Annotated in this window: 20 protein-coding genes; 11 read left to right on the top strand and 9 right to left on the bottom strand. The window is 66.0% G+C overall.

Annotation, left to right across the window (positions count from 1 at the left end; genetic code table 11):
* Positions 1 to 46: 46 nt before the first annotated feature.
* On the bottom strand, positions 47 to 964 hold the full coding sequence (gene hemF / locus FFS27_RS00440) for an oxygen-dependent coproporphyrinogen oxidase (protein ID WP_003097311.1): 918 nt from the start codon (positions 962 to 964) through the stop codon (positions 47 to 49).
* 190 nt (positions 965 to 1,154) lie between these two features.
* Between hemF and FFS27_RS00435 the strand changes: the two genes are divergently transcribed.
* Entirely contained in the window at positions 1,155 to 2,132 is a 978-nt protein-coding gene (locus FFS27_RS00435) for an NADPH:quinone reductase (protein ID WP_023100694.1), read from the top strand.
* A 9-nt stretch (positions 2,133 to 2,141) separates the two neighbouring features.
* Here FFS27_RS00435 and FFS27_RS00430 read toward each other — a convergent pair whose 3' ends face one another.
* The 3 genes from FFS27_RS00430 to FFS27_RS00420 all read right to left on the bottom strand — a co-directional run bounded on the left by FFS27_RS00430 (position 2,142) and on the right by FFS27_RS00420 (position 4,988).
* Positions 2,142 to 2,699 (bottom strand): L-threonylcarbamoyladenylate synthase, encoded by a 558-nt coding sequence (locus FFS27_RS00430; RefSeq protein WP_003097300.1) that lies wholly within the window; start codon positions 2,697 to 2,699, stop codon positions 2,142 to 2,144.
* A gap of 40 nt (positions 2,700 to 2,739) precedes the next feature.
* Positions 2,740 to 3,828 carry a DNA-processing protein DprA gene (gene dprA / locus FFS27_RS00425; RefSeq protein WP_023100693.1) on the bottom strand — a complete coding sequence of 363 codons (1,089 nt, stop codon included), beginning with the start codon at positions 3,826 to 3,828 and terminating at the stop codon, positions 2,740 to 2,742.
* A 134-nt stretch (positions 3,829 to 3,962) separates the two neighbouring features.
* Complete coding sequence (locus FFS27_RS00420) at positions 3,963 to 4,988, bottom strand: LysM peptidoglycan-binding domain-containing protein (protein WP_003097294.1); 1,026 nt, start codon at positions 4,986 to 4,988, stop codon at positions 3,963 to 3,965.
* Between the two features lie 138 nt (positions 4,989 to 5,126).
* Between FFS27_RS00420 and def the strand changes: the two genes are divergently transcribed.
* From def to FFS27_RS00390, 6 genes are all read left to right on the top strand, one after another.
* Positions 5,127 to 5,633: a peptide deformylase gene (gene def, locus FFS27_RS00415; RefSeq protein WP_003097293.1), complete on the top strand. Its 507-nt coding sequence runs from the start codon at positions 5,127 to 5,129 to the stop codon at positions 5,631 to 5,633.
* Between the two features lie 54 nt (positions 5,634 to 5,687).
* A complete protein-coding gene (fmt, locus tag FFS27_RS00410) occupies positions 5,688 to 6,632 on the top strand; it encodes a methionyl-tRNA formyltransferase (RefSeq protein WP_023100692.1) in 945 nt (314 codons plus the stop codon).
* A complete protein-coding gene (gene rsmB / locus FFS27_RS00405) occupies positions 6,629 to 7,933 on the top strand; it encodes a 16S rRNA (cytosine(967)-C(5))-methyltransferase RsmB (RefSeq protein ID WP_023100691.1) in 1,305 nt (434 codons plus the stop codon). The genes fmt and rsmB overlap by 4 nt, the downstream gene beginning before the upstream one ends.
* Before the next feature lie 26 nt (positions 7,934 to 7,959).
* Positions 7,960 to 9,333 (top strand): Trk system potassium transporter TrkA, encoded by a 1,374-nt coding sequence (trkA, locus tag FFS27_RS00400; RefSeq protein WP_003111375.1) that lies wholly within the window; start codon positions 7,960 to 7,962, stop codon positions 9,331 to 9,333.
* A gap of 147 nt (positions 9,334 to 9,480) precedes the next feature.
* Positions 9,481 to 9,798: a tetratricopeptide repeat protein gene (locus tag FFS27_RS00395; RefSeq protein WP_003097288.1), complete on the top strand. Its 318-nt coding sequence runs from the start codon at positions 9,481 to 9,483 to the stop codon at positions 9,796 to 9,798.
* Positions 9,799 to 10,111: 313 nt separating this feature from the next.
* Positions 10,112 to 10,384 carry a hypothetical protein gene (locus FFS27_RS00390; protein WP_003142201.1) on the top strand — a complete coding sequence of 91 codons (273 nt, stop codon included), beginning with the start codon at positions 10,112 to 10,114 and terminating at the stop codon, positions 10,382 to 10,384.
* A gap of 60 nt (positions 10,385 to 10,444) precedes the next feature.
* Here FFS27_RS00390 and FFS27_RS00385 read toward each other — a convergent pair whose 3' ends face one another.
* From FFS27_RS00385 to FFS27_RS00370, 4 genes are all read right to left on the bottom strand, one after another.
* A complete protein-coding gene (locus FFS27_RS00385) occupies positions 10,445 to 11,098 on the bottom strand; it encodes a 7-cyano-7-deazaguanine/7-aminomethyl-7-deazaguanine transporter (protein ID WP_021262991.1) in 654 nt (217 codons plus the stop codon).
* Between the two features lie 146 nt (positions 11,099 to 11,244).
* Positions 11,245 to 11,511 carry a PilZ domain-containing protein gene (locus FFS27_RS00380; protein ID WP_003114645.1) on the bottom strand — a complete coding sequence of 89 codons (267 nt, stop codon included), beginning with the start codon at positions 11,509 to 11,511 and terminating at the stop codon, positions 11,245 to 11,247.
* An 84-nt stretch (positions 11,512 to 11,595) separates the two neighbouring features.
* On the bottom strand, positions 11,596 to 12,483 hold the full coding sequence (locus FFS27_RS00375) for a lysophospholipid acyltransferase (protein ID WP_003123762.1): 888 nt from the start codon (positions 12,481 to 12,483) through the stop codon (positions 11,596 to 11,598).
* Between the two features lie 144 nt (positions 12,484 to 12,627).
* A complete protein-coding gene (locus tag FFS27_RS00370; RefSeq protein ID WP_003097280.1) occupies positions 12,628 to 13,179 on the bottom strand; it encodes a DNA-3-methyladenine glycosylase I in 552 nt (183 codons plus the stop codon).
* Positions 13,180 to 13,283: 104 nt separating this feature from the next.
* Here FFS27_RS00370 and glyQ point away from each other — a divergent pair, with 104 nt between their 5' ends.
* Together glyQ and glyS are read left to right on the top strand one after the other, a co-directional pair.
* Positions 13,284 to 14,231 carry a glycine--tRNA ligase subunit alpha gene (gene glyQ, locus FFS27_RS00365; protein ID WP_003097276.1) on the top strand — a complete coding sequence of 316 codons (948 nt, stop codon included), beginning with the start codon at positions 13,284 to 13,286 and terminating at the stop codon, positions 14,229 to 14,231.
* A complete protein-coding gene (gene glyS / locus FFS27_RS00360; RefSeq protein WP_137951905.1) occupies positions 14,231 to 16,285 on the top strand; it encodes a glycine--tRNA ligase subunit beta in 2,055 nt (684 codons plus the stop codon). The genes glyQ and glyS overlap by 1 nt, the downstream gene beginning before the upstream one ends.
* Before the next feature lie 56 nt (positions 16,286 to 16,341).
* Here glyS and FFS27_RS00355 read toward each other — a convergent pair whose 3' ends face one another.
* Positions 16,342 to 18,048, bottom strand: coding sequence for a di-heme-cytochrome C peroxidase (locus FFS27_RS00355; RefSeq protein WP_003161952.1), 1,707 nt, complete (start codon positions 18,046 to 18,048; stop codon positions 16,342 to 16,344).
* A gap of 330 nt (positions 18,049 to 18,378) precedes the next feature.
* Here FFS27_RS00355 and gmhB point away from each other — a divergent pair, with 330 nt between their 5' ends.
* Together gmhB and FFS27_RS00345 are read left to right on the top strand one after the other, a co-directional pair.
* The gene (gene gmhB, locus FFS27_RS00350; protein WP_003120688.1) at positions 18,379 to 18,915 is read left to right on the top strand and encodes a D-glycero-beta-D-manno-heptose 1,7-bisphosphate 7-phosphatase; all 537 of its coding nucleotides are present in this window, start codon (positions 18,379 to 18,381) and stop codon (positions 18,913 to 18,915) included.
* 11 nt (positions 18,916 to 18,926) lie between these two features.
* On the top strand, positions 18,927 to 19,700 hold the full coding sequence (locus FFS27_RS00345; RefSeq protein ID WP_003100265.1) for a lysophospholipid acyltransferase family protein: 774 nt from the start codon (positions 18,927 to 18,929) through the stop codon (positions 19,698 to 19,700).
* Positions 19,701 to 19,801: the final 101 nt, after the last annotated feature.

The following is a 19,801-nucleotide window of genomic DNA, read 5'->3' as shown; positions in this document are numbered from 1 at the left end:
TTGCCGGGGTGGGACGGGACGAGCGGACTCGTCCCCTGCGGGCGGGTCAGGGCTGGCCGGCGAGCCAATCGCGGTCGGCGAGGAAATACTCGGTCAGGCGCGCTTCCTCGCTGCCCGGCTCGGGTTTCCAGTCATAGCCCCAGCGCACCTGCGGCGGCAACGACATCAGGATCGATTCGGTACGGCCGCCGGACTGCAGGCCGAACAGGGTGCCACGATCGAAGACCAGGTTGAACTCCACGTAGCGACCGCGACGATAGGCCTGGAACTCTCGCTGCCGTTCATCGAACGGCGTGTGCTTGCGGCGCTGGACGATCGGCAGGTAGGCGTCGATATAGGCGTCGCCGATAGCGCGGATGAAGGCGAAGCAGGTGTCGAAGTCCCACTGGTTGAGGTCGTCGAAGAACAGGCCGCCGATGCCGCGCGGCTCGTTGCGGTGCTTGAGATGGAAGTAGCGGTCGCACCATTCCTTGTAGCGCGGGTAGACGTCCGCGCCGAACGGCGCGCAGGCGTCGCGAGCGACCCGGTGCCAATGCACGCAGTCTTCCTCGTGGGCGTAGTAGGGGGTCAGGTCGAAGCCGCCGCCGAACCACCAGACCGGCTCCTCGCCTTCCTTCTCGGCGCAGAAGAAACGCACGTTGGCATGGGAAGTCGGCACGTGGGGGTTTTCCGGATGGATCACCAGCGACACGCCGAGCGCCTGGAAACCGCGCCCGGCCAGTTCCGGCCGATGGGCGCTGGCCGAGGGCGGCAGGCTATCGCCGAAGACGTGGGAAAAATTCACCCCGCCCTTCTCGATCAATGCGCCATCGCCGATTACCCGCGTCCGTCCGCCGCCACCGGCCGGACGCTCCCAGGCGTCCTCGGCGAAGCGGGCCTTGCCGTCCTCTGCCTCGAGGGCGGCGCAGATGCGGTCTTGCAGGTCGAGCAGGTAGGTTTTGACAGCGGCGATACGGTCGGTCACGGAGTTCACCTTGGAGCGGGGAGGCCGCGCGGGGCGCGGGCTGGCGACGAAACGAGGGCGCAAGCATACCACCCTGGATGGGTAGCCGGCGCTTGACGGCCGTCAAGGGGAAGGCTTGGATGAAGGCCTTTACCCAGGGTCGCCCACCCGGCGCGACCGTCCGAAACCCTGACGAAGCAGGAGTTCCAGCATGGCCAAGCGCATCCAGTTCGCTGCCTACGGCGGCCCCGAAGTCCTCGAATACCGCGACTACCAACCCGCCGAGCCGGGCCCCCGGGAAGTCCGCGTGCGCAATCGCGCCATCGGCCTGAACTTCATCGACACCTACTACCGTAGCGGCCTCTATCCAGCCCCCGGCTTCCCTTCGGGGCTGGGTAGCGAAGGGGCCGGCGAGGTCGAGGCGGTGGGCAGCGAAGTGACCCGTTTCAAGGTCGGCGACCGCGTCGCCTACGCCACCGGCCCGCTGGGCGCCTACAGCGAACTGCATGTGCTGGCGGAGGAGAAGCTGGTCCACCTGCCCGACGGCATCGACTTCGAACAGGCCGCCGCGGTGATGCTCAAGGGGCTCACCACCCAATACCTGCTGCGCCAGACCTACGAACTGCGGGGCGGCGAAACCATTCTCTTCCATGCCGCCGCGGGCGGCGTGGGCCTGTTCGCCTGCCAATGGGCCAAGGCCCTTGGAGTGCAACTGATCGGCACCGTCAGCTCGCCGGAAAAGGCGCGCCTGGCCAGGCAGCACGGTGCCTGGGAGACCATCGACTACAGCCACGAGAACGTGGCGTGGCGGGTGCTCGAACTGACCGACGGGAAGAAGTGCCCGGTGGTCTACGACTCGGTGGGCAAGGATACCTGGGAAACCTCGCTGGACTGCGTGGCGCCGCGCGGCTTGCTGGTCAGCTTCGGCAACGCCTCGGGGCCGGTGACCGGGGTCAACCTCGGCATCCTCTCGCAGAAGGGTTCGCTGTACGTGACCCGGCCGACCCTGGGCAGCTACGCCGATACCCCGGAAAAACTCCAGGCGATGGCCGACGAGCTGTTCGGCCTGATCGAGCGCGGCGACATCCGCATCGAGATCAACCAGCGCTTCGCCCTGGCCGAAGCAGCCAGGGCGCATACCGAACTGGCCGCACGGCGAACCACGGGCTCGACCGTACTGTTGCCCTGAAGCGCGTACTCAGGCCGGGCGGATGACCTGTCCGGTCACCAGGTCGCGGATCAGGCTGGGGTTGCGGCGCCCGCCAAGGGCGCCGCCGAGGATAGCGTCCAGCTCGTCGTGGAAGTATTGCTCCACCCGCAGCCGCGTGCGCGCCGCCGGGCGCCCGGCCGGATTGGCCGAGGTGGAGATCAGCGGACCGGTGAGATGGCACAGTTCCTGTACCAGGGGATGGTCGGTGACCCGCACGGCGACGCTGTCGTGGACGCCGGTGACCCACTCCGGCAGGCGCTCCTGGTGCGGCACCAGCCAGGTGTTCGGCCCCGGCCAGGTACCGGCCAGGCGGTCCAGCCAGACGTCCGGCAGGTCTTCGAGAAGGAAGTCGAGCTGGTGGATGTTCGCCGCCACCACGATCAGGCCCTTTTCCACCGGCCGCGCCTTCAGCGCCAGCAGGCGATACACCGCATCCTCGTTCCACGGGTCGCAGCCGAGCCCCCATACCGCCTCGGTGGGATAGGCGATCACGCCGCCCTCGCGGACGACCCGGGCGGCGCATTGCGCACGAAAGCTGCTGATCATCGACTCACTCCAGCGGACAGGGTGCGCGAAGTGTACGGTTTCAGCCGGAGCGATGCACCCAGGTGCCGGCCTCGCAGGCGACCCGGCCGTCGAGTTCCAGTTCGCTGAGCGTCGCCAGCACGTCGGGCAGCGTCATGCCGCTGGCGGCGGCCAGGCCTTCGCTGGTGTAGGGCGCGGCGCGCAGCAGCGCCAGCAAAGGGTGGGGCAGGGGTTGCGCCGGCGCTTCCGCTGGCTCCGCCTGCGCCCAGCCGCGCAGTGCTTCGAGCACGTGCCCGACGCTTTCCACCAGCAGCGCGCCATCGCGAATCAGCTGGTGGCAGCCACGTGCGCCGGGGTGGTGGATGGAGCCCGGGATGGCGTATACCTCGCGACCCTGTTCCGCCGCCAGCCGCGCGGTGATCAGCGAGCCGCTGGCGGGACTTGCCTCGACCACCAGCACACCCAGCGAGAGTCCGCTGATGATGCGGTTGCGCCGGGGAAAGTTTGCCGGCAGCGGCGGGCTGTCCAGCGGCAGTTCCGAAACCAGCGCGCCGCCACCCTCGACGATGCGCCGCGCCAGCGCCTCGTGGCGGCGCGGATAGAGCCTGCGCAGGCCGGTGCCGAGGACTGCCACGGTCACGCCGCCAACCTCCAGCGCGCCCTCGTGGGCGGCGCCATCGATGCCCAGGGCCAGCCCGCTGGTGATGGCGAAGCCGCCCTGCGCCAGGCTGCGCGCAAAGCTCCGGGCGGTGCCCAGCCCGGCGGGGCTGGCGCGGCGGCTGCCGACCATCGCCAGTTGCGGCCGTTCCAGAGTCTCCGGAGCGCCTTCGACGTACAGCAGCGGCGGGGCATCGGCGACTTCGGCGAGCAGTGCCGGGTATCCCGGGTCGTCCCACATCAGCAGGTGCCTGCGCGGACCTTCCAGCCAGCGCAGGGCTTCACCCGCCGCTTCCCGCACCGCCGGGCTGCGCCGCGCGGCAGCGGCCTCGGCAGGCACTCCCAGGGTGCGCCAGGCGCCGGCTGGCGCGGCAAGCGCGGAAGAGGCCGAACCGAAGGCCTCGATCAAGCGCTGGAAGCGCATGGGCCCCAGTTCGGGCAGGCCATGCAGGCGCAGCCGTGCTTCCAGTTCGGCTGGAGAATGGTTCTTCATCGCGACTCATCCATAGCAGGCAGGTCCATCGCTGACAGGAAGAGGGGAAGGGTCCGGCTTCCATCCTGGAAACCGTCGTATGAAATTTCCTTCCCCCAGAAACGCGAAACCCCCGCCGAGGCGGGGGTTTCGAGTCAGGGATTCTGCACCCTGTCGGTTACCGAGAGCGGCCTGCTGGCCATCAGAACCAGGGCGTAGCTCAGCTTCTTGTAGGTACGGAACACCATCAGCAGGCCGGCGCGTTCGTCGGGAATCTTCACCGACTCACCGGTAACGCGGTCGCGCACCGTCTCGCCGACCTTGTAGATCGCCAGCACGTTGCCCTCGGCCAGCCCGTCGCGCTGGCCACGGTTCAGGGTGACCACGTCGAACTGGCCGATCTGGGTCACGCCGCGCGGTACGTCGATGATTTCGCCCTTCACCTCGCGGCTCGGCTCGCCGGGCATGAAGGTGGAATTCACCGCACGCTCCTCGGTGGGGAACAGGCGGTCGCCCAGGCGCACTTCCTGGGTGGTGCGGGTCAGCGCCAGGGTCGCGACGTCGCCTTCGGTGGCCACCACCTCGCCGCCGCCGATGTCGTCGGCGTTGATGCCGAGGACTTCCTTGGTCTTCGGATCGATGTAGACCTTGCCCTGGCGGAAGATGCCATAGGCCGGCTGGCCGTCGGCGAACTTGCCGCGGGCGTAGATGCGGTCGCCGGTGCCGCTGACGATCCGCTCGGCGTTGCCGGCGACGATGTACGGCGCACTGGTGAAGGTCTTCTCGTCATCGACGATGCGGTTGGCCAGCAGGAAGCTGTTGATCTTGTCCAGCGGGATGGTCGGGATAGCCTCGGCGATCGGCGTGCTGCGGATCTTCGGCGACAGCTTGATGGTCCCGCGCGATTCGCCACGGTTCAGCACCAGGCGCGGCTGGCCATCGACGTAAACCAGGCTGAGGGTGTCGCCGGGGTAGATCAGGTGGGGATTCTGGATCTGCGGGTTGGCGTGCCAGAGTTCCGGCCACTTCCATGGCTGGCGGAGGAATTTCCCCGAGATGTCCCACAGGGTATCGCCCCTGACCACCGTGTAGCGGTCCGGATGCCCTTCCCTGAGGTCGACCTGGGCCTGCGCCAGACCGCTCGCGGCAAGGAGCAGAAGGGCGACTAGTGATTTCCTCATGCAGTGAATCCCTTTATCATGTCGACATACGCGAAACGCCCGAAGCCCGCGAGAAACGCGGTCTGAAGCCGTTTTCAAGCTGCGCGCCATCTTAGCAGCGGATTTTCAATCGATTCCACAAGTGCATCACAAACGCATATGGCCATCCTGAACATTCTCGAATTCCCCGATCCGCGCCTGCGGACCATCGCCAAACCGGTGGAGGTGGTCGACGACGCGGTGCGCCAGCTGATCGACGACATGTTCGAAACCATGTACGAAGCCCCGGGCATCGGCCTCGCCGCGACCCAGGTGAACGTGCACAAGCGCATCGTGGTCATGGACCTCAGCGAAGACAAGTCCGAGCCGAGGGTATTCATCAACCCCGAGTTCGAACCGCTGACCGAGGAAATGGACCAGTACCAGGAAGGCTGCCTGTCGGTACCCGGCTTCTACGAGAACGTGGACCGACCGCAGAAGGTCCGGATCAAGGCCCTCGACCGCGACGGCAACCCCTTCGAGGAAGTCGCCGAAGGCCTGCTGGCGGTATGCATCCAGCACGAATGCGACCACCTCAACGGCAAGCTGTTCGTCGACTACCTGTCCACCCTCAAGCGCGACCGCATCCGCAAGAAGCTGGAAAAGCAGCATCGACAGCAGGCGTGACCCCATCCCCCAAAGGCTTGCCCCGGCAAGCCTTTTTCTTTTAGCGAGCCCCGCATGAGCCAAGCATTGCGCATCGTCTTCGCCGGAACCCCGGAATTCGCCGCCGAGCATCTCAAGGCCCTGCTCGACACCCCACATCGGATCGTCGCCGTCTACACCCAGCCCGACCGGCCGGCCGGCCGCGGGCAGAAACTGATGCCCAGCGCGGTGAAGAGCCTGGTCCTGGAGCATGGCCTACCGGTCATGCAGCCGCAGAGCCTGCGCAATGCTGAGGCCCAGGCGGAGCTGGCGGCGCTGCGCGCGGACCTGATGGTGGTGGTCGCCTATGGCCTGATCCTGCCCCAGGCGGTACTCGATATCCCGCGCCTGGGCTGCATCAACAGCCACGCCTCGCTGCTGCCGCGCTGGCGCGGCGCGGCGCCGATCCAGCGCGCGGTGGAAGCCGGCGACGCGGAGAGCGGCGTCACCGTGATGCAGATGGAAGCAGGGCTCGACACCGGCCCGATGCTGCTCAAGGTGAGCACGCCGATTTCCGCCGCGGACACCGGCGGCAGCCTGCACGACCGGCTCGCCGCGCTCGGCCCGAAAGCGGTGGTCGAAGCCATCGCCGGCCTGGCCGCCGGCACCCTGCATGGCGAGGTCCAGGACGACGCCCTGGCCACCTACGCGCACAAGCTGAACAAGGACGAGGCACGCCTCGACTGGAGCCGTCCGGCCGTCGAACTGGAGCGCCAGGTCCGCGCCTTCACCCCCTGGCCGGTCTGCCACACCAGCCTCGCCGATGCGCCGCTGAAAGTCCTCGGTGCCAGCCTGGGGCAGGGCAGCGGGGCGCCCGGAACCATCCTTGAGGCCAGCCGCGACGGCCTGCTGGTCGCCTGCGGCGAAGGCGCCCTGCGCCTGACCCGCCTGCAAGTGCCGGGCGGCAAGCCACTGGCCTTCGCCGACCTCTACAACAGCCGTCGCGAGCAATTCGCCACCGGCCAGGTGCTCGGCCAATGAACCCGCGTCTCGCCGCCTGCCAGGCACTGGCCGCGGTGCTCGCCGGACGCGCCTCGCTGTCTGGCGCGTTGCCGCCGCAACTGGACAAGGTCGCCCCGCGCGATCGCGGCCTGACCCAGGAGCTGGCCTTCGGCGCGGCGCGCTGGCAACCGCGCCTGCAGGCCCTGGCCGCGCGCCTGTTGCAGAAGCCGTTCAAGGCCGCCGACACCGATATCCACGCCCTGCTGCTGATCGGCCTCTACCAGTTGCTCTACACGCGGATTCCGCCGCACGCCGCGATCGGCGAAACCGTCGGCTGCGCCGACAAGCTGAAGAAGGGCTGGGCCAAGGGCGTGCTCAACGCCGTGCTGCGCCGCGCGCAGCGCGAAGGCGAGACGCTGCTGGCCGAGGTCGACCGCGATCCCTCGGCGCGCCTGGGCCATCCGCGCTGGCTGCTGAAAGCGCTCAAGCAGGCCTGGCCGGAGCAACTCGACACGCTCTGCGCGGCGAACAACGCACACCCGCCGATGACCTTGCGGGTCAATCGGCACCACGGCGAGCGCGATGCCTACCTGGCCGAACTCGCCGAAGCCGGGATCGAGGCCCGCGCCTGCGACTACAGCCGCGACGGCATCCAGCTCGCCGCGCCGCGCGACGTACGCGAACTACCGGGCTTCGCGGAGGGCCGCGTCAGCGTCCAGGACGAAGCCGCGCAACTGGCCGCCGAGCTGCTCGAAAGCGCGCCCGGCCAGCGTGTCCTCGACGCCTGCTGTGCGCCTGGCGGCAAGACCTGCCACCTGCTGGAAACCCAGCCGGGACTGGCCGAAGTGGTCGCCGTCGACCTCGAGGAGAGCCGCCTGGTAAGGGTTCGGGAAAACCTCCAGCGGCTCGGCCTGCAAGCCAGCCTGGTCGCCGCCGACGCCAGGGCCACCGGGGAGTGGTGGGACGGCAAGCCGTTCCAGCGCATCCTCCTCGACGCGCCGTGCTCGGCCACCGGGGTGATCCGCCGCCACCCGGACATCAAGCTGGCGCGCAAGCCGGAAGACATCGCCGCCCTGGCGCACCTGCAAGGTGAATTGCTCGACGCGCTGTGGCCTACCCTGGAAGTCGGCGGCGTGCTGCTCTATGCCACCTGTTCGGTGATGCCGGCAGAAAACAGCGACAGCATCGCCGCCTTCCTCGCCCGTACACCCGGCGCCCGCGAACTGGACCTTCCCGGCCCCTGGGGCATGAAACAGCCCCACGGCCGCCAGTTGTTGCCGCAGGTGGAAGGCCACGATGGCTTCTACTATGCCAAGCTGATCAAGATATCCGCCCGTTGATCGAAACCTGACGAGCCGTTCCTGCCATGAAAATCATCATCCTAGGTGCCGGCCAGGTCGGCGGCACACTGGCCGAGCACCTGGCCAGCGAAGCCAACGACATCACCGTGGTCGACACCGACGGCGACCGCCTACGCGACCTCGGCGACCGCCTCGACATCCGCACCGTGCAAGGCAAGGCCTCGTTCCCCACGGTGCTGCGCCAGGCCGGCGCCGACGACGCCGACATGCTGGTGGCGGTGACCAATAGCGACGAGACCAACATGGTCGCCTGCCAGGTCGCCTACACCCTGTTCAACACCCCGACCAAGATCGCCCGCGTCCGCGAGCCGGCCTACCTGACCCGTACCGGCCTGTTCGACAACGAGGCGATCCCGGTGGACGTGCTGATCAGTCCGGAGCAGGTGGTCACCAACTACATCAAGCGCCTGATCGAACATCCCGGCGCGTTGCAGGTGATCGACTTCGCCGAAGGCAAGGCGCAACTGGTCGGGATCAAGGCCTACTACGGCGGCCCTCTGGTAGGGCAGGAGCTGCGCCAGTTGCGCGAGCACATGCCGAACGTGGATACCCGCGTCGCCGCGATCTACCGCCGCAACCGGCCGATCATTCCCCAGGGCGACACGGTGATCGAGGCCGACGACGAAGTCTTCTTCATCGCCGCCAAGGCCCATATCCGCGCGGTAATGGGCGAGATGCGCAGGCTCGACGACAGCTACAAGCGGATCATCATCGCCGGCGGCGGCAATGTCGGCGAGCGCCTGGCCGAGGCCATCGAGAGCCGCTACCAGGTGAAGATCATCGAGCGCAGCCCGCTGCGCTGCCGGCACCTCTCGGATACCCTGGACAGCACCATCGTGCTCAACGGCAGCGCTTCCGACCGCGACCTGCTGCTGGAGGAGAACATCGGCGAGACCGACGTGTTCCTCGCCCTGACCAACGACGACGAGGCCAACATCATGTCCTCGCTGCTGGCCAAGCGGCTCGGCGCGAGCAAGGTGATGACCCTGATCAACAACCCGGCCTATGTCGACCTGGTGCAAGGCGGCGAGATCGACATCGCCATCAGCCCGCAACTGGCGACCATCGGCACCCTGTTGGCCCACGTTCGCCGCGGCGACATCGAGAGCGTACACTCGCTGCGCCGCGGCGCAGCCGAAGCGATCGAGGTGGTGGCCCATGGCGACGCCAAGTCGAGCAAGGTGATCGGTCGCTCGATCAACGAGATCAAGCTGCCGCCGGGCACCACCATCGGCGCGCTGGTGCGCGACGAGGAAGTGCTGATCGCCCACGGCGACACCCACATCGAGAGCGGCGACCACGTGCTGCTGTTCCTGGTCGACAAGAAATACATCCGCGACGTCGAACGACTGTTCCAGGCCGGCCTGACGTTCTTCTGAGGCACGCCCTATCGCGAACGGCGATAGGGCTTCGGCCTACGAACACGAAGGGGCCGCGTGCCTTCTTCGCAACGGCCGAAGCCCCTGTTCCGTGCAAAGCCTGGCCGGAGCCGGGCACAATGGCCGACATCGTTGGAAGAGGGCAGGGTGATGATCGAAGGTCTGGAAAAGATGCTGGCCAAAGGCGTAGACAATGCGCTGCTGCGCTTCGGCCTAGGCAAGGGCTACCTGGACGCGGGCGACGCCGAACGCGCGACGGAACACCTCCAGCGTTGCGTAGAGCAGGACCCGAAGTATTCCGCTGGCTGGAAACTGCTGGGTAAGGCGCGCCAGGCTGCCGGCGATCTCGCGGGCGCCCGGCAGGCCTGGGAGCAAGGCCTGGCAGCTGCCGCGACGCATGGCGACAAGCAGGCCGAAAAGGAAATGACGGTGTTCCTGCGCAAGCTCGACAGGGCGAGAACCTGAGCGTCCGGCCGAGGCTCGCGCTTCCCCGGCCAGGACGGAGTACAGCGCGTTCTCTCCACCCGTAGGCCGGAGTCCCGGCAGACGGGTCGGGCGTCCTCATCGAGCGCTGGCAGAACGGTTCGAGCACGCCCCGACGACACTTTTACAAAGACCTGTTCCACACATTCGTAGGCAACTTCTGTCAACGATGTAGCCTGCATCCCGAACGCCCAACCCCCCTTGAGCGACCGCTGCCGGCCCTCTAGCTTCGACTCATCGCTTCGGTCCAAGCCCGAACGCGACACCTGACTTCAACTACTTTTCCGGAGCCAACATGTCGAAGCACGAGCGTTCAGTCCCGTCCTATGTCGAATACCCATACGAGCAAGCGATTCTCTACGTTCACCGGAACGCCTCCGCCAATGAGATGCTCGAATCCGTACAGGAGCGCCTCAGGGCTCTCCTCGGCCTCCTCCATGCCTTGGAAAGGATCGAAGTGCGGACAGGGCAGGGCGTTCCCATTCAGCGCGTGGCGCACATCCTGGTCACGCTCGGCGGCGATGCCCTGACGCTGCTCACGGCCGCGCACCGGGCTACCACCTCCTAACGAAGAAGGGCGCAACGTTCACGGCCGTTGCGCCCTTCCTCCAGACTGCCTCGATGAGCCTCAAGCGTTGCTCTGCGGCCGCCCCGGCAGCATCTTCAGGATGCCGTTGAGTAGCATGCCGTAGAGCGGCACGAACAGCAGAAGGCTGATGCTCAGCTTCACTCCGTAGTCCACCGTGGCGATTTCCACCCAGTGCTGCGCCATGAACGGATTGTCGCTGCGCCAGAACGCCACGAAGAAGAAGGTGAAGGTGTCCAGCAGGTTGCCGAGGATGGTCGAGGCGACTGGCGCGGTCCACCAGTGCCGGGAACGACGGAGGCGGTCGAATACCTGGATGTCGAGGATCTGCCCGAGCACATAGGCGAGGAAGCTTGCCAGGGATATCCGTGCGACGAAGGTGTTGAACTCCAGCAGCGCGGAGAAACCACGGAACGCCGCTTCCTGGAACAACACCGAGACCCCGTAGGAGGCGATCAACGCCGGGATCATGACCCGGGCGATGACCAGCCGGGCAGGGCCCTTGCCCAGCAAGCGCACGGTGAGGTCGGTAGCCAGGAAGATGAACGGAAAGCTGAAGGCGCCCCAGGTGGTGTGCCAGCCAAACAGGGTGATCGGCAACTGCACCAGGTAGTTGCTGGCGATGATGATGAAGATGTGGAAGGCGATCAGGCCGGCCAGGGTGCCGCGCCAGGCCGCCGGAGAAGAAGCTGACATGTACTGTCCTTTTTGCGCGATGGGGTGAGGGAACCCATGCCCGGCACCATGCCGAGCGGCGCGCATTCTAGCCGATAACCGGCAGCGGTTTCGCCCACTCTGTGATCAGTGGCTCATGCCTGGGGTTCCACGTGGAACATCACCGTTCAGGCTTCGCTGAGAAAGCGCAGGCCGACGCCTTCCGCATCGACTCGCACGACTTCCATCTGCAGGATCGGCGCGTCGATCGGCAGATCCTGTACCTGGCCAGTAACGACACTGCCTGTTGGGAGCTGGGTCAGATCCGGGTGTTTGACATAGACCCCGGTGTCGGAGAGGTCGCGGGTCTGCGCCATCAGCTCGCCAAATAACGGGTGACTGATACGGATTCGGCACTTGAGCGGGGTTCGTGGGTATTGTCGTTGATTATCCATCGAGTCCCTCGGGACCTGCGGAGGAGGCGGCAGAGCTGAGCATAGTACCCGGATATGAAAAAGGCGTCTTCCGACGCCCTTTCCTCAGTACCATTTTTTCTCGCCATCCGGGCGGTTCTTGAAGCGCTTCATGCTCCACATGTACTGGCTGGGATAGGCTCGTACATACTTCGCCAACTCGCGGCTCATGGCTGCTACAGACACTTCCAGGTCCTTGTCGTACATGTCCGCCGGAGCCGCTTCGAGGATCACCTTGTAACCGCTACCATCGGGCAGGCGCACCGCATGGAAGAACACTCCACGCGCCTTGCCGCGTGAAAGCAACTGCGGGACGAACTTGCTGATCAATGCAGTGGTGCCCAGGTAGGGCACGAAGAGCCCAGCGGTACGCGCGGGCTCGGGGTCGGCGGGAATCCCTACGCAACCGCCTTTCTTCACTTCCTTGATGACGCTGAGGATACCCTCCGGAGTGGAAGGTGCGACGCGGTTGCCCAATTGCACGCGTTGCTTCTTCAGCAATTCGTCGACTGCCTTCAGCTTGGGCGGACGATAGAAGATGATCGGCTTGGCGTAGGAGCAATAGAAGTGGTTGAGTACTTCCCAGTTTCCCAGGTGACTGGTAATGCCGACCAGGCCATCGCCGGAAGCCAGCGCTTCCTCCAGCACTTCCATGCCTTCGACCTCGCGGATGTACCTCAGCGACTTTTCAGGCGCCCAGATCCAGGCACAGGCACTTTCGGTGAGGGTACGGCCAATATCCATCAGGCTTTGTCCGACCAGCTTTTCCAGTTCGGTTTCGGACAACTCGGGGAAGCACTTGGACAGGTTGATCCGCACTACCTCGCGGGATCGATTCGGCAATTTCCACATCAGCCAGCCTATGCCGGCCCCGACGCCTTGCACGGCACGCCAGGGCAATAGCGCGAACAGGCGTAGGGCCCCCACCACCAGGGCACCTTTGAATTTCTCCACGAAACACTCCTCGCTCGACTCGAACGCGCATTGTACGCCAGGAAGAAGGGCGAGGGCGGCAGCCAAGGAAGCGGGGCGACCAGCTATGCTGCGCGCCGATGTTCCACGTGGAACATCCGAACGCATCCATCAGGGAGCGCCCGGCTAGCCGACGAGTTGGGCGTAACGGTCGCAGTCCTGGGTATGGTCCATGACCATGCCGCTGGCCTGCATGAAGGCGTAGCAGATGGTCGGCCCGACGAAGTTGAAGCCGGCCTTGCGCAGCGCCTTGCTCATGGCCTCGGCTTCCGGGGTAATCGCCGGCACCTCGGCACGACCAGCGAAATGGTTGATCTTCGGCTGGCCGCCGACGAAGGACCAGAGGAACCCAGCCGGGTCATCCAGCTCCAGCCAGGCCTGGGCGTTCTGCCGCGCAGCGTTGAGCTTGGCCCGATTGCGAATGATGCCGGGGTCGAGCATCAGTTCGTCGATCTCCGCGTCGCTCATCTGTGCCACCCGCTGCACGTCGAAGCCGAACAGCACCTCGCGGTAGCGCTCGCGCTTCTTCAGCACGGTGATCCAGGACAACCCGGCCTGGAAGCCCTCCAGCAGCAGAAGTTCGAACAGCGCGTCGGGATCGCGCTGCGGCACACCCCACTCCTCATCGTGGTAGGCCATGTAGAGGGGATCGTCGTTGCACCAGAAGCAGCGTGGCATAAGGCTTTCCGTGGTTTTCCAGGGATCGGGGGGACGGGCGAGGCGGCGCGGGAATCGGGTATACTTCCGCGTTTTGTATCGAAGCCTCAGCACAGGTGAATTTCGTGAGCCAGACTACGCCCGCCGTGCGCACCTTCCAAGACCTGATTCTCGCCCTGCAGAACTACTGGGCCGAGCAGGGCTGCGTGGTGCTGCAGCCCTACGACATGGAAGTGGGCGCCGGCACCTTCCACACCGCCACCTTCCTCCGCGCCATCGGCCCGGAGACCTGGAACGCCGCCTACGTCCAGCCGAGCCGCCGCCCCACCGACGGCCGCTACGGCGAGAACCCCAACCGCCTGCAGCACTACTACCAGTTTCAGGTGGTCCTGAAGCCGAACCCGGAGAACTTCCAGGAGCTGTACCTCGGCTCGCTGAAAGCCATCGGCATCGACCCGCTGGTCCACGACATCCGCTTCGTCGAGGACAACTGGGAGTCGCCGACCCTCGGCGCCTGGGGCCTGGGTTGGGAAATCTGGCTGAACGGCATGGAAGTCACCCAGTTCACCTACTTCCAGCAGGTCGGCGGCATCGAGTGCTATCCGGTCACCGGCGAGATCACCTACGGCCTGGAGCGCCTGGCCATGTACCTGCAGGGCGTGGACTCGGTCTACGACCTGGTCTGGACCGACGGCCCGTTCGGCAAGGTCACCTATGGCGACGTGTTCCACCAGAACGAGGTGGAGCAATCCACTTTCAACTTCGAGCACGCCAACGTGCCGAAGCTGTTCGAACTGTTCGACTTCTACGAAAGCGAAGCCAACCGCCTGATCGCGCTGGAGCTGCCGTTGCCGACCTACGAGATGGTCCTCAAGGCTTCGCATACCTTCAACCTGCTGGATGCGCGGCGCGCCATCTCGGTCACCGAGCGCCAGCGCTACATCCTTCGCGTGCGTACCCTGGCCCGCGCCGTGGCGCAGAGCTACCTGCAGGCCCGCGCGCGCCTCGGCTTCCCCATGGCCACCCCCGAATTGCGTGACGAAGTACTGGCCAAGCTGAAGGAGGCCGAATGATGAGCGCCAAGGATTTCCTGGTCGAACTGGGCACCGAAGAGCTGCCGCCAAAAGCCCTCAACAGCCTCGGCGAAGCCTTCCTCAGCGGTATCGAGAAGGGCCTCAAGGCTGCCGGTCTGAGCTATGCCGCTGCGCGTTTCTATGCGGCGCCGCGCCGTCTCGCCGTGCTGGTCGAGCAACTCGCCGTGCAGCAGCCCGACCGTACCGTCAACCTAGACGGTCCGCCGCTACAGGCCGCCTTCGGCGCCAGCGGTAACCCGACCCAGGCCGCCCTGGGCTTCGCCAAGAAGTGCGGCGTGGATCTACAGCAGATCGACAAGAGCGGTCCGAAGCTGCGCTTCAGCCAGACCATCGCCGGCCAACCGGCCGCCGGCCTACTGCCGGGCATCGTCGAGGCCTCGTTGAACGAACTGCCGATTCCCAAGCGGATGCGCTGGGCAGCTCGCCGCGAGGAGTTCGTGCGTCCGACCCAATGGCTGGTGATGCTGTTCGGCGACGACGTGGTCGAGTGCGAGATCCTCGCCCAGAAAGCCGGGCGCGAATCCCGGGGCCACCGCTTCCACAATCCGGACAATGTGCGTATTTCCAGCCCGGCAGCGTATCTGGAAGACCTGCGCGGCGCTCATGTGCTGGCCGATTTCGCCGAGCGCCGCGAGCTGATCGCCAAGCGCGTAGCCGAACTGGCCGCAGAGCAACAGGGCAGCGCCATCGTGCCGCCGAGCCTGCTCGACGAAGTGACTGCACTGGTCGAGTGGCCGGTGCCGCTGGTCTGCTCCTTCGAGGAGCGCTTCCTCGAGGTCCCGCAGGAAGCCCTGATCACCACCATGCAGGACAACCAGAAATACTTCTGCCTGCTGGACGCCAACGGCAAGCTGCTGCCGCGCTTCATCACCGTCGCCAACGTCGAGAGCAAGGCGCCGGAGAACATCGTCAGCGGTAACGAGAAGGTGGTTCGCCCGCGCCTCACCGACGCCGAGTTCTTCTTCAAGCAGGACAAGAAGCAGCCGCTCGAAAGCTTCAATGAGCGCCTGCGCAACGTAGTGTTCCAGGCCCAGCTCGGCACCGTGTTCGAGAAGGCCCAGCGCGTCTCCGGCCTGGCCGCCTACATCGCCGAACGTATAGGCGGCAATGCGCAGAACGCCGCGCGCGCCGGCATCCTGTCCAAGTGTGACCTGGCGACCGAGATGGTCGGCGAGTTCCCCGAAATGCAGGGCATCGCCGGCTACTACTACGCCACCCACGGCGGCGAAGCGGAAGACGTCGCCCTGGCCCTCAACGAGCAGTACATGCCGCGCGGCGCCGGCGCCGAGCTACCCTCGACCCTGACCGGCGCCGCCGTGGCGGTGGCCGACAAGCTCGATACCTTGGTCGGTATCTTCGGCATCGGCATGCTTCCCACCGGCAGCAAGGACCCCTACGCGCTGCGCCGCGCTGCGCTGGGCGTGCTGCGCATCCTCATCGAGAAGCAGCTCGACCTGGACCTGGTAGCCGCGGTCAACGCCGCCGTCGAGCAATACGGCGACAAGGTCAAGGCCGCCGGCCTGGCCGAGCAGGTGCTGGACTTCGTGTTCGACCGCCTGCGCGCGCGCTACGAGGACGAAGGCGTGGACGTGGCCGTGTACCAGTCGGTGCGCGCGCTCAAGCCAAGCTCGCCGCTGGACTTCGACCAGCGCGTACAGGCCGTCCAGGCCTTCCGCCAGTTGCCTGAAGCCGAGGCCCTGGCCGCGGCGAACAAACGGGTGTCGAATATTCTCGCCAAGTCCGAGGACGAGGTTCCGCCGAACGTGGATGCCAGCCTGCTGGTGGAAGCCGCCGAGAAGGCCCTGGGCAGCGCCGTGGCGTACGCCGAGAGCGAAGTCGCGCCGCTGGCAGCGGCACGCGACTATCGCGCCGCGCTGGCCCGCCTGGCGGCCTTGCGCGAGCCGGTGGATACGTTCTTCGCCGATGTGATGGTCAATGTCGACGACGCGGCGGTGCGCGCCAACCGCTATGCGCTGCTGGCCAAGCTGCGCGGGTCGTTCCTCGGGGTGGCGGACATCTCGCTGCTCGGCTGAGCCAGTCCCGCCTCGAAGAAAAGGCCCGGCGTCCTCGCGACACCGGGCCTTTTTCACTACAGGACCTTCAGATACTCCAGCAGCGCGCGCTTCTCCTCGGCCGACAGGCTGGTGCCGTACTCATGGCCGCAGCGGCTGTTGCCGGAATCACGCTGCTCGCAGCCGGTGGTCTTCAGCACATAGCTGCCGAATTGGGTCTGCTGGGCGGCGAGGCCGACCTTGTCCACGTCGTAGGCCGAGCCCACCGGGAAGGATTCCACCCGCTCCGCGGCCGGCTTCAGCAACTCTTCCAGGGTCGGCACCGAGCCGTTGTGCAGGTACGGCGCCGCCGCCCAGATCCCCTGCAGGACCCGCGACTCGTAGGGGTAGGGGTCGGCCTGGGTACGCACCGGCTTCTGGAAGGCGGTCAGCAGTTGCCGGGTTTCGTCGGTCATCACGCTTTCCGGCTTGACCGCCGCCGCCTTGGCATCGTGCTTCTCACCGAGGATCGGCACGAAGTGCTGCAGGATCGAACCGGCCACCGCTACGGCGAGTACATCGAAGGCTCCGTCGGTCGCCTTCAGCGGCTGGCCGAACGGCATCCGCGCGCCCTCCATCACGCCGGTCTGCACCTGGCCATCGAGGATGGCGTGCTGGCGGCTGTCGCTGCCGACGTCCCTCAGCGGAGTGTCCCAAAGCACCAGGTCCTTGATCCGGATGCCGTGGCACTCCACGCAGCCACCCTCGTCGGTCTTGCGGGCGAAGATCAGCGCGCCTTTCCTGGCCAGGTGCTTGTCCACCGCCCAGGGCCACTTCGGCGGGCCGATCTTCTTGATCAGCTCCTCCAGCTTGCCCAACCCGTGGAAGTTGGCCGAGTTGACCTTCAGGTAGTCCATGCCCAGCAGGTGGAACTTGCTCTTCTGCGGGTGGAAGGTGGCGAACACCCCGTAGACCTCGCCGACATTGCGCGCCAGGCCGAGCAGGTCGTTGCCGTTGGCGGCGAAGCCGGGCCACTGGGTCTTGTTCTGCCGCGCCGCGTTCCACAGGAACGGGTAGCGCACCGGCGCATCCGCCGCCTTGATGTTGTCGGGAATCAGATAGGGCGGCGCGGTGCCGATATCCAGCCCGGTAAGGCGGTTGAAGATCATCGATACCGCGTCCAGCCGCGCCGGTCCCCAGGTGTCCTTGGGCAGCGCGCGCTCGATCAGCGTGTGATAGGGCTCGTACCATTCCTTCACCGCCGCGAGCAGGGCGTCGCGCGCACCGGGAGGCGGATTGGCCCCGAGGATCTGCTTGGCGAAGGCGTCGAAGGCGGCGTCATCGCTGGTCAGCGGTCCCACGGCCCGATCGAGGTCGGCGAGGAATGCCTGGAAGTCGACGATCGCCGGACCGCCGTCGATCCGATAGGCCGTGCCCTTCACCTCGATCTGCCGGGTATGGCAGGCCGAACAGGTCATGCCGACCATCTGCCGGGCGCCCGTGCCGGCTACGGTGAAGCCCACCGGCAAGCCTTCCGCGGGCGCCTTGGGATTGGGCAAATAGCCGTAGCGGGCCAGGCTGTCGGCGAGGAAAGGCGTTCCATCCGGCTGTCGCAACGCCTTGAGCCAGGGCAGGGGCATCACCTGCGAGCCCTGGTCGCGGCTGTAGAAGTCCTGGCGGTGGCTTTCGGTCCATTCCTTGCCCTGGTCGAGCATGACCGGAGCGGCCGCCAGGGCGGCGGAAGAAAGAGCCAGGGAAACGAGGGACAAGCTTGAAAGGTGCAGTGTCTTTTTCAGGCGTTTCACGGTTACCGTCCTTGGGAACGGGCAGACGCCCCGGAACTCCCCGTCGTCATGCCCGCTCCACCTGTGGTGGAAACACGGCCGGTCGGCCGTGCTGGCATGCGATAGGCGCTTACTGCGTTACTCCGGTGATCCACCCGCCAAGGGTTCGCACGTACTCCGAGACACCCACTGCTGCGTGCCAAATGACTCCCTGGCCTGGGATTGCCATTCCATTGCCATTATTGAATCTAGTACAGATTGTCCAGCGTAGGGGGCTCGTCGATCCATCCGCGATGCTCCGGCTGGCTGAGGTAGAATCGATCCTTTCCGTTCATGGCCAACTGCGCATCGATGTCCCGTTCCCTGCTGATTCTCGACCGCGATGGAGTCATCAACCTCGACTCCGACGATTACATCAAGACCCTCGACGAGTGGATCCCCATCCCCAGCTCGATCGAGGCCATCGCCCGCCTGAGCCAGGCCGGCTGGACCGTCGCGGTGGCTACCAACCAGTCCGGCATCGCCCGTGGCTATTACGATCTGGCAGTGCTCGAGGCCATGCATGCGCGCTTGCGCGAACTGGTCGCGGAGCAGGGCGGCGAGGTCGGCCTCATCGTCTATTGTCCGCATGGACCGGATGACGGTTGCGACTGCCGCAAGCCGAAGCCGGGTATGCTGCGGCAGATCGGCGAGCACTACGGGGTCGATCTGTCGGGTATCTGGTTCGTCGGCGACAGCATCGGTGACCTGGAGGCGGCGCGGGCCGTCGATTGTCAGCCGGTGTTGGTAAAGACCGGAAAAGGTGTACGTACGCTGGGCAAGCCCTTGCCAGAGGGCACCCTGATATTCGACGATCTGGCGGCAGTCGCCAGCGCATTACTTCAGTAAGGTCAGAATACATGTCGACAGTGCAGGCCATCAGAACCGTCCTCTTTTACCTGCTGCTGTCCGCCAGCGCGTTCGTCTGGGGCACCCTCAGCTTCTTCATCGCGCCGATCCTGCCGTTCCGCGCCCGCTACCGCTTCGTGGTACAGAACTGGTGCCGCTTCGCGATCTGGCTGACCCGCGTGGTCGCCGGCATCCGCTACGAGGTGCGCGGACTGGAGAACATCCCGGAAAAGCCCTGCGTGATCCTCTCCAAGCACCAGAGCACCTGGGAAACCTTCTTCCTCTCCGGCTTCTTCGAGCCACTCAGCCAGGTACTAAAGCGCGAGCTGCTCTACGTGCCGTTCTTCGGCTGGGCCCTGGCCCTGCTCAAGCCCATCGCCATCGACCGCAGCCAGCCGAAGCTGGCCCTCAAGCAACTGGCCAAGCAGGGCGACGAGTGCCTGAAGAAAGGCGCCTGGGTGCTGATCTTCCCGGAAGGCACGCGTATTCCGGTGGGGCAGATGGGCAAGTTCTCCCGCGGCGGCACCGCCCTGGCGGTCAACGCCGGGCTACCGGTACTGCCGATCGCCCACAACGCCGGGCAGTATTGGCCCAAGGCCGGCTGGGCCAAGTACCCGGGCACCATCCAGGTGGTGATCGGCCCGGCGATGCACGCCGAAGGCGAAGGCCCGCGCGCCATCGCCGAGCTAAACCAGCGCGCCGAAGCCTGGGTCAGCGAGACCATGGCCGAGATCAGCCCCATCCAGCAGCGGGTCAGCCATCCGGAGCCGTCGGTGGTCTCGTGAAGGGCCGCAAAGCCCCCTGCAAGGCGCACTGTGCGCCGATTCGATAAAAGAAGCCCCGCCATAGCGGGGCTTCTTGTTTTCACGCGAGGCGCAAAGCAAGG

The sequence above is a fragment of the Pseudomonas sp. 2VD genome (assembly GCF_005503585.1).
Taxonomy (GTDB): Bacteria; Pseudomonadota; Gammaproteobacteria; order Pseudomonadales; family Pseudomonadaceae; genus Pseudomonas; species Pseudomonas aeruginosa.
Note: the sequence above shows the minus strand (reverse complement) of the source record. Positions and strands in the feature narration are given on the sequence as shown.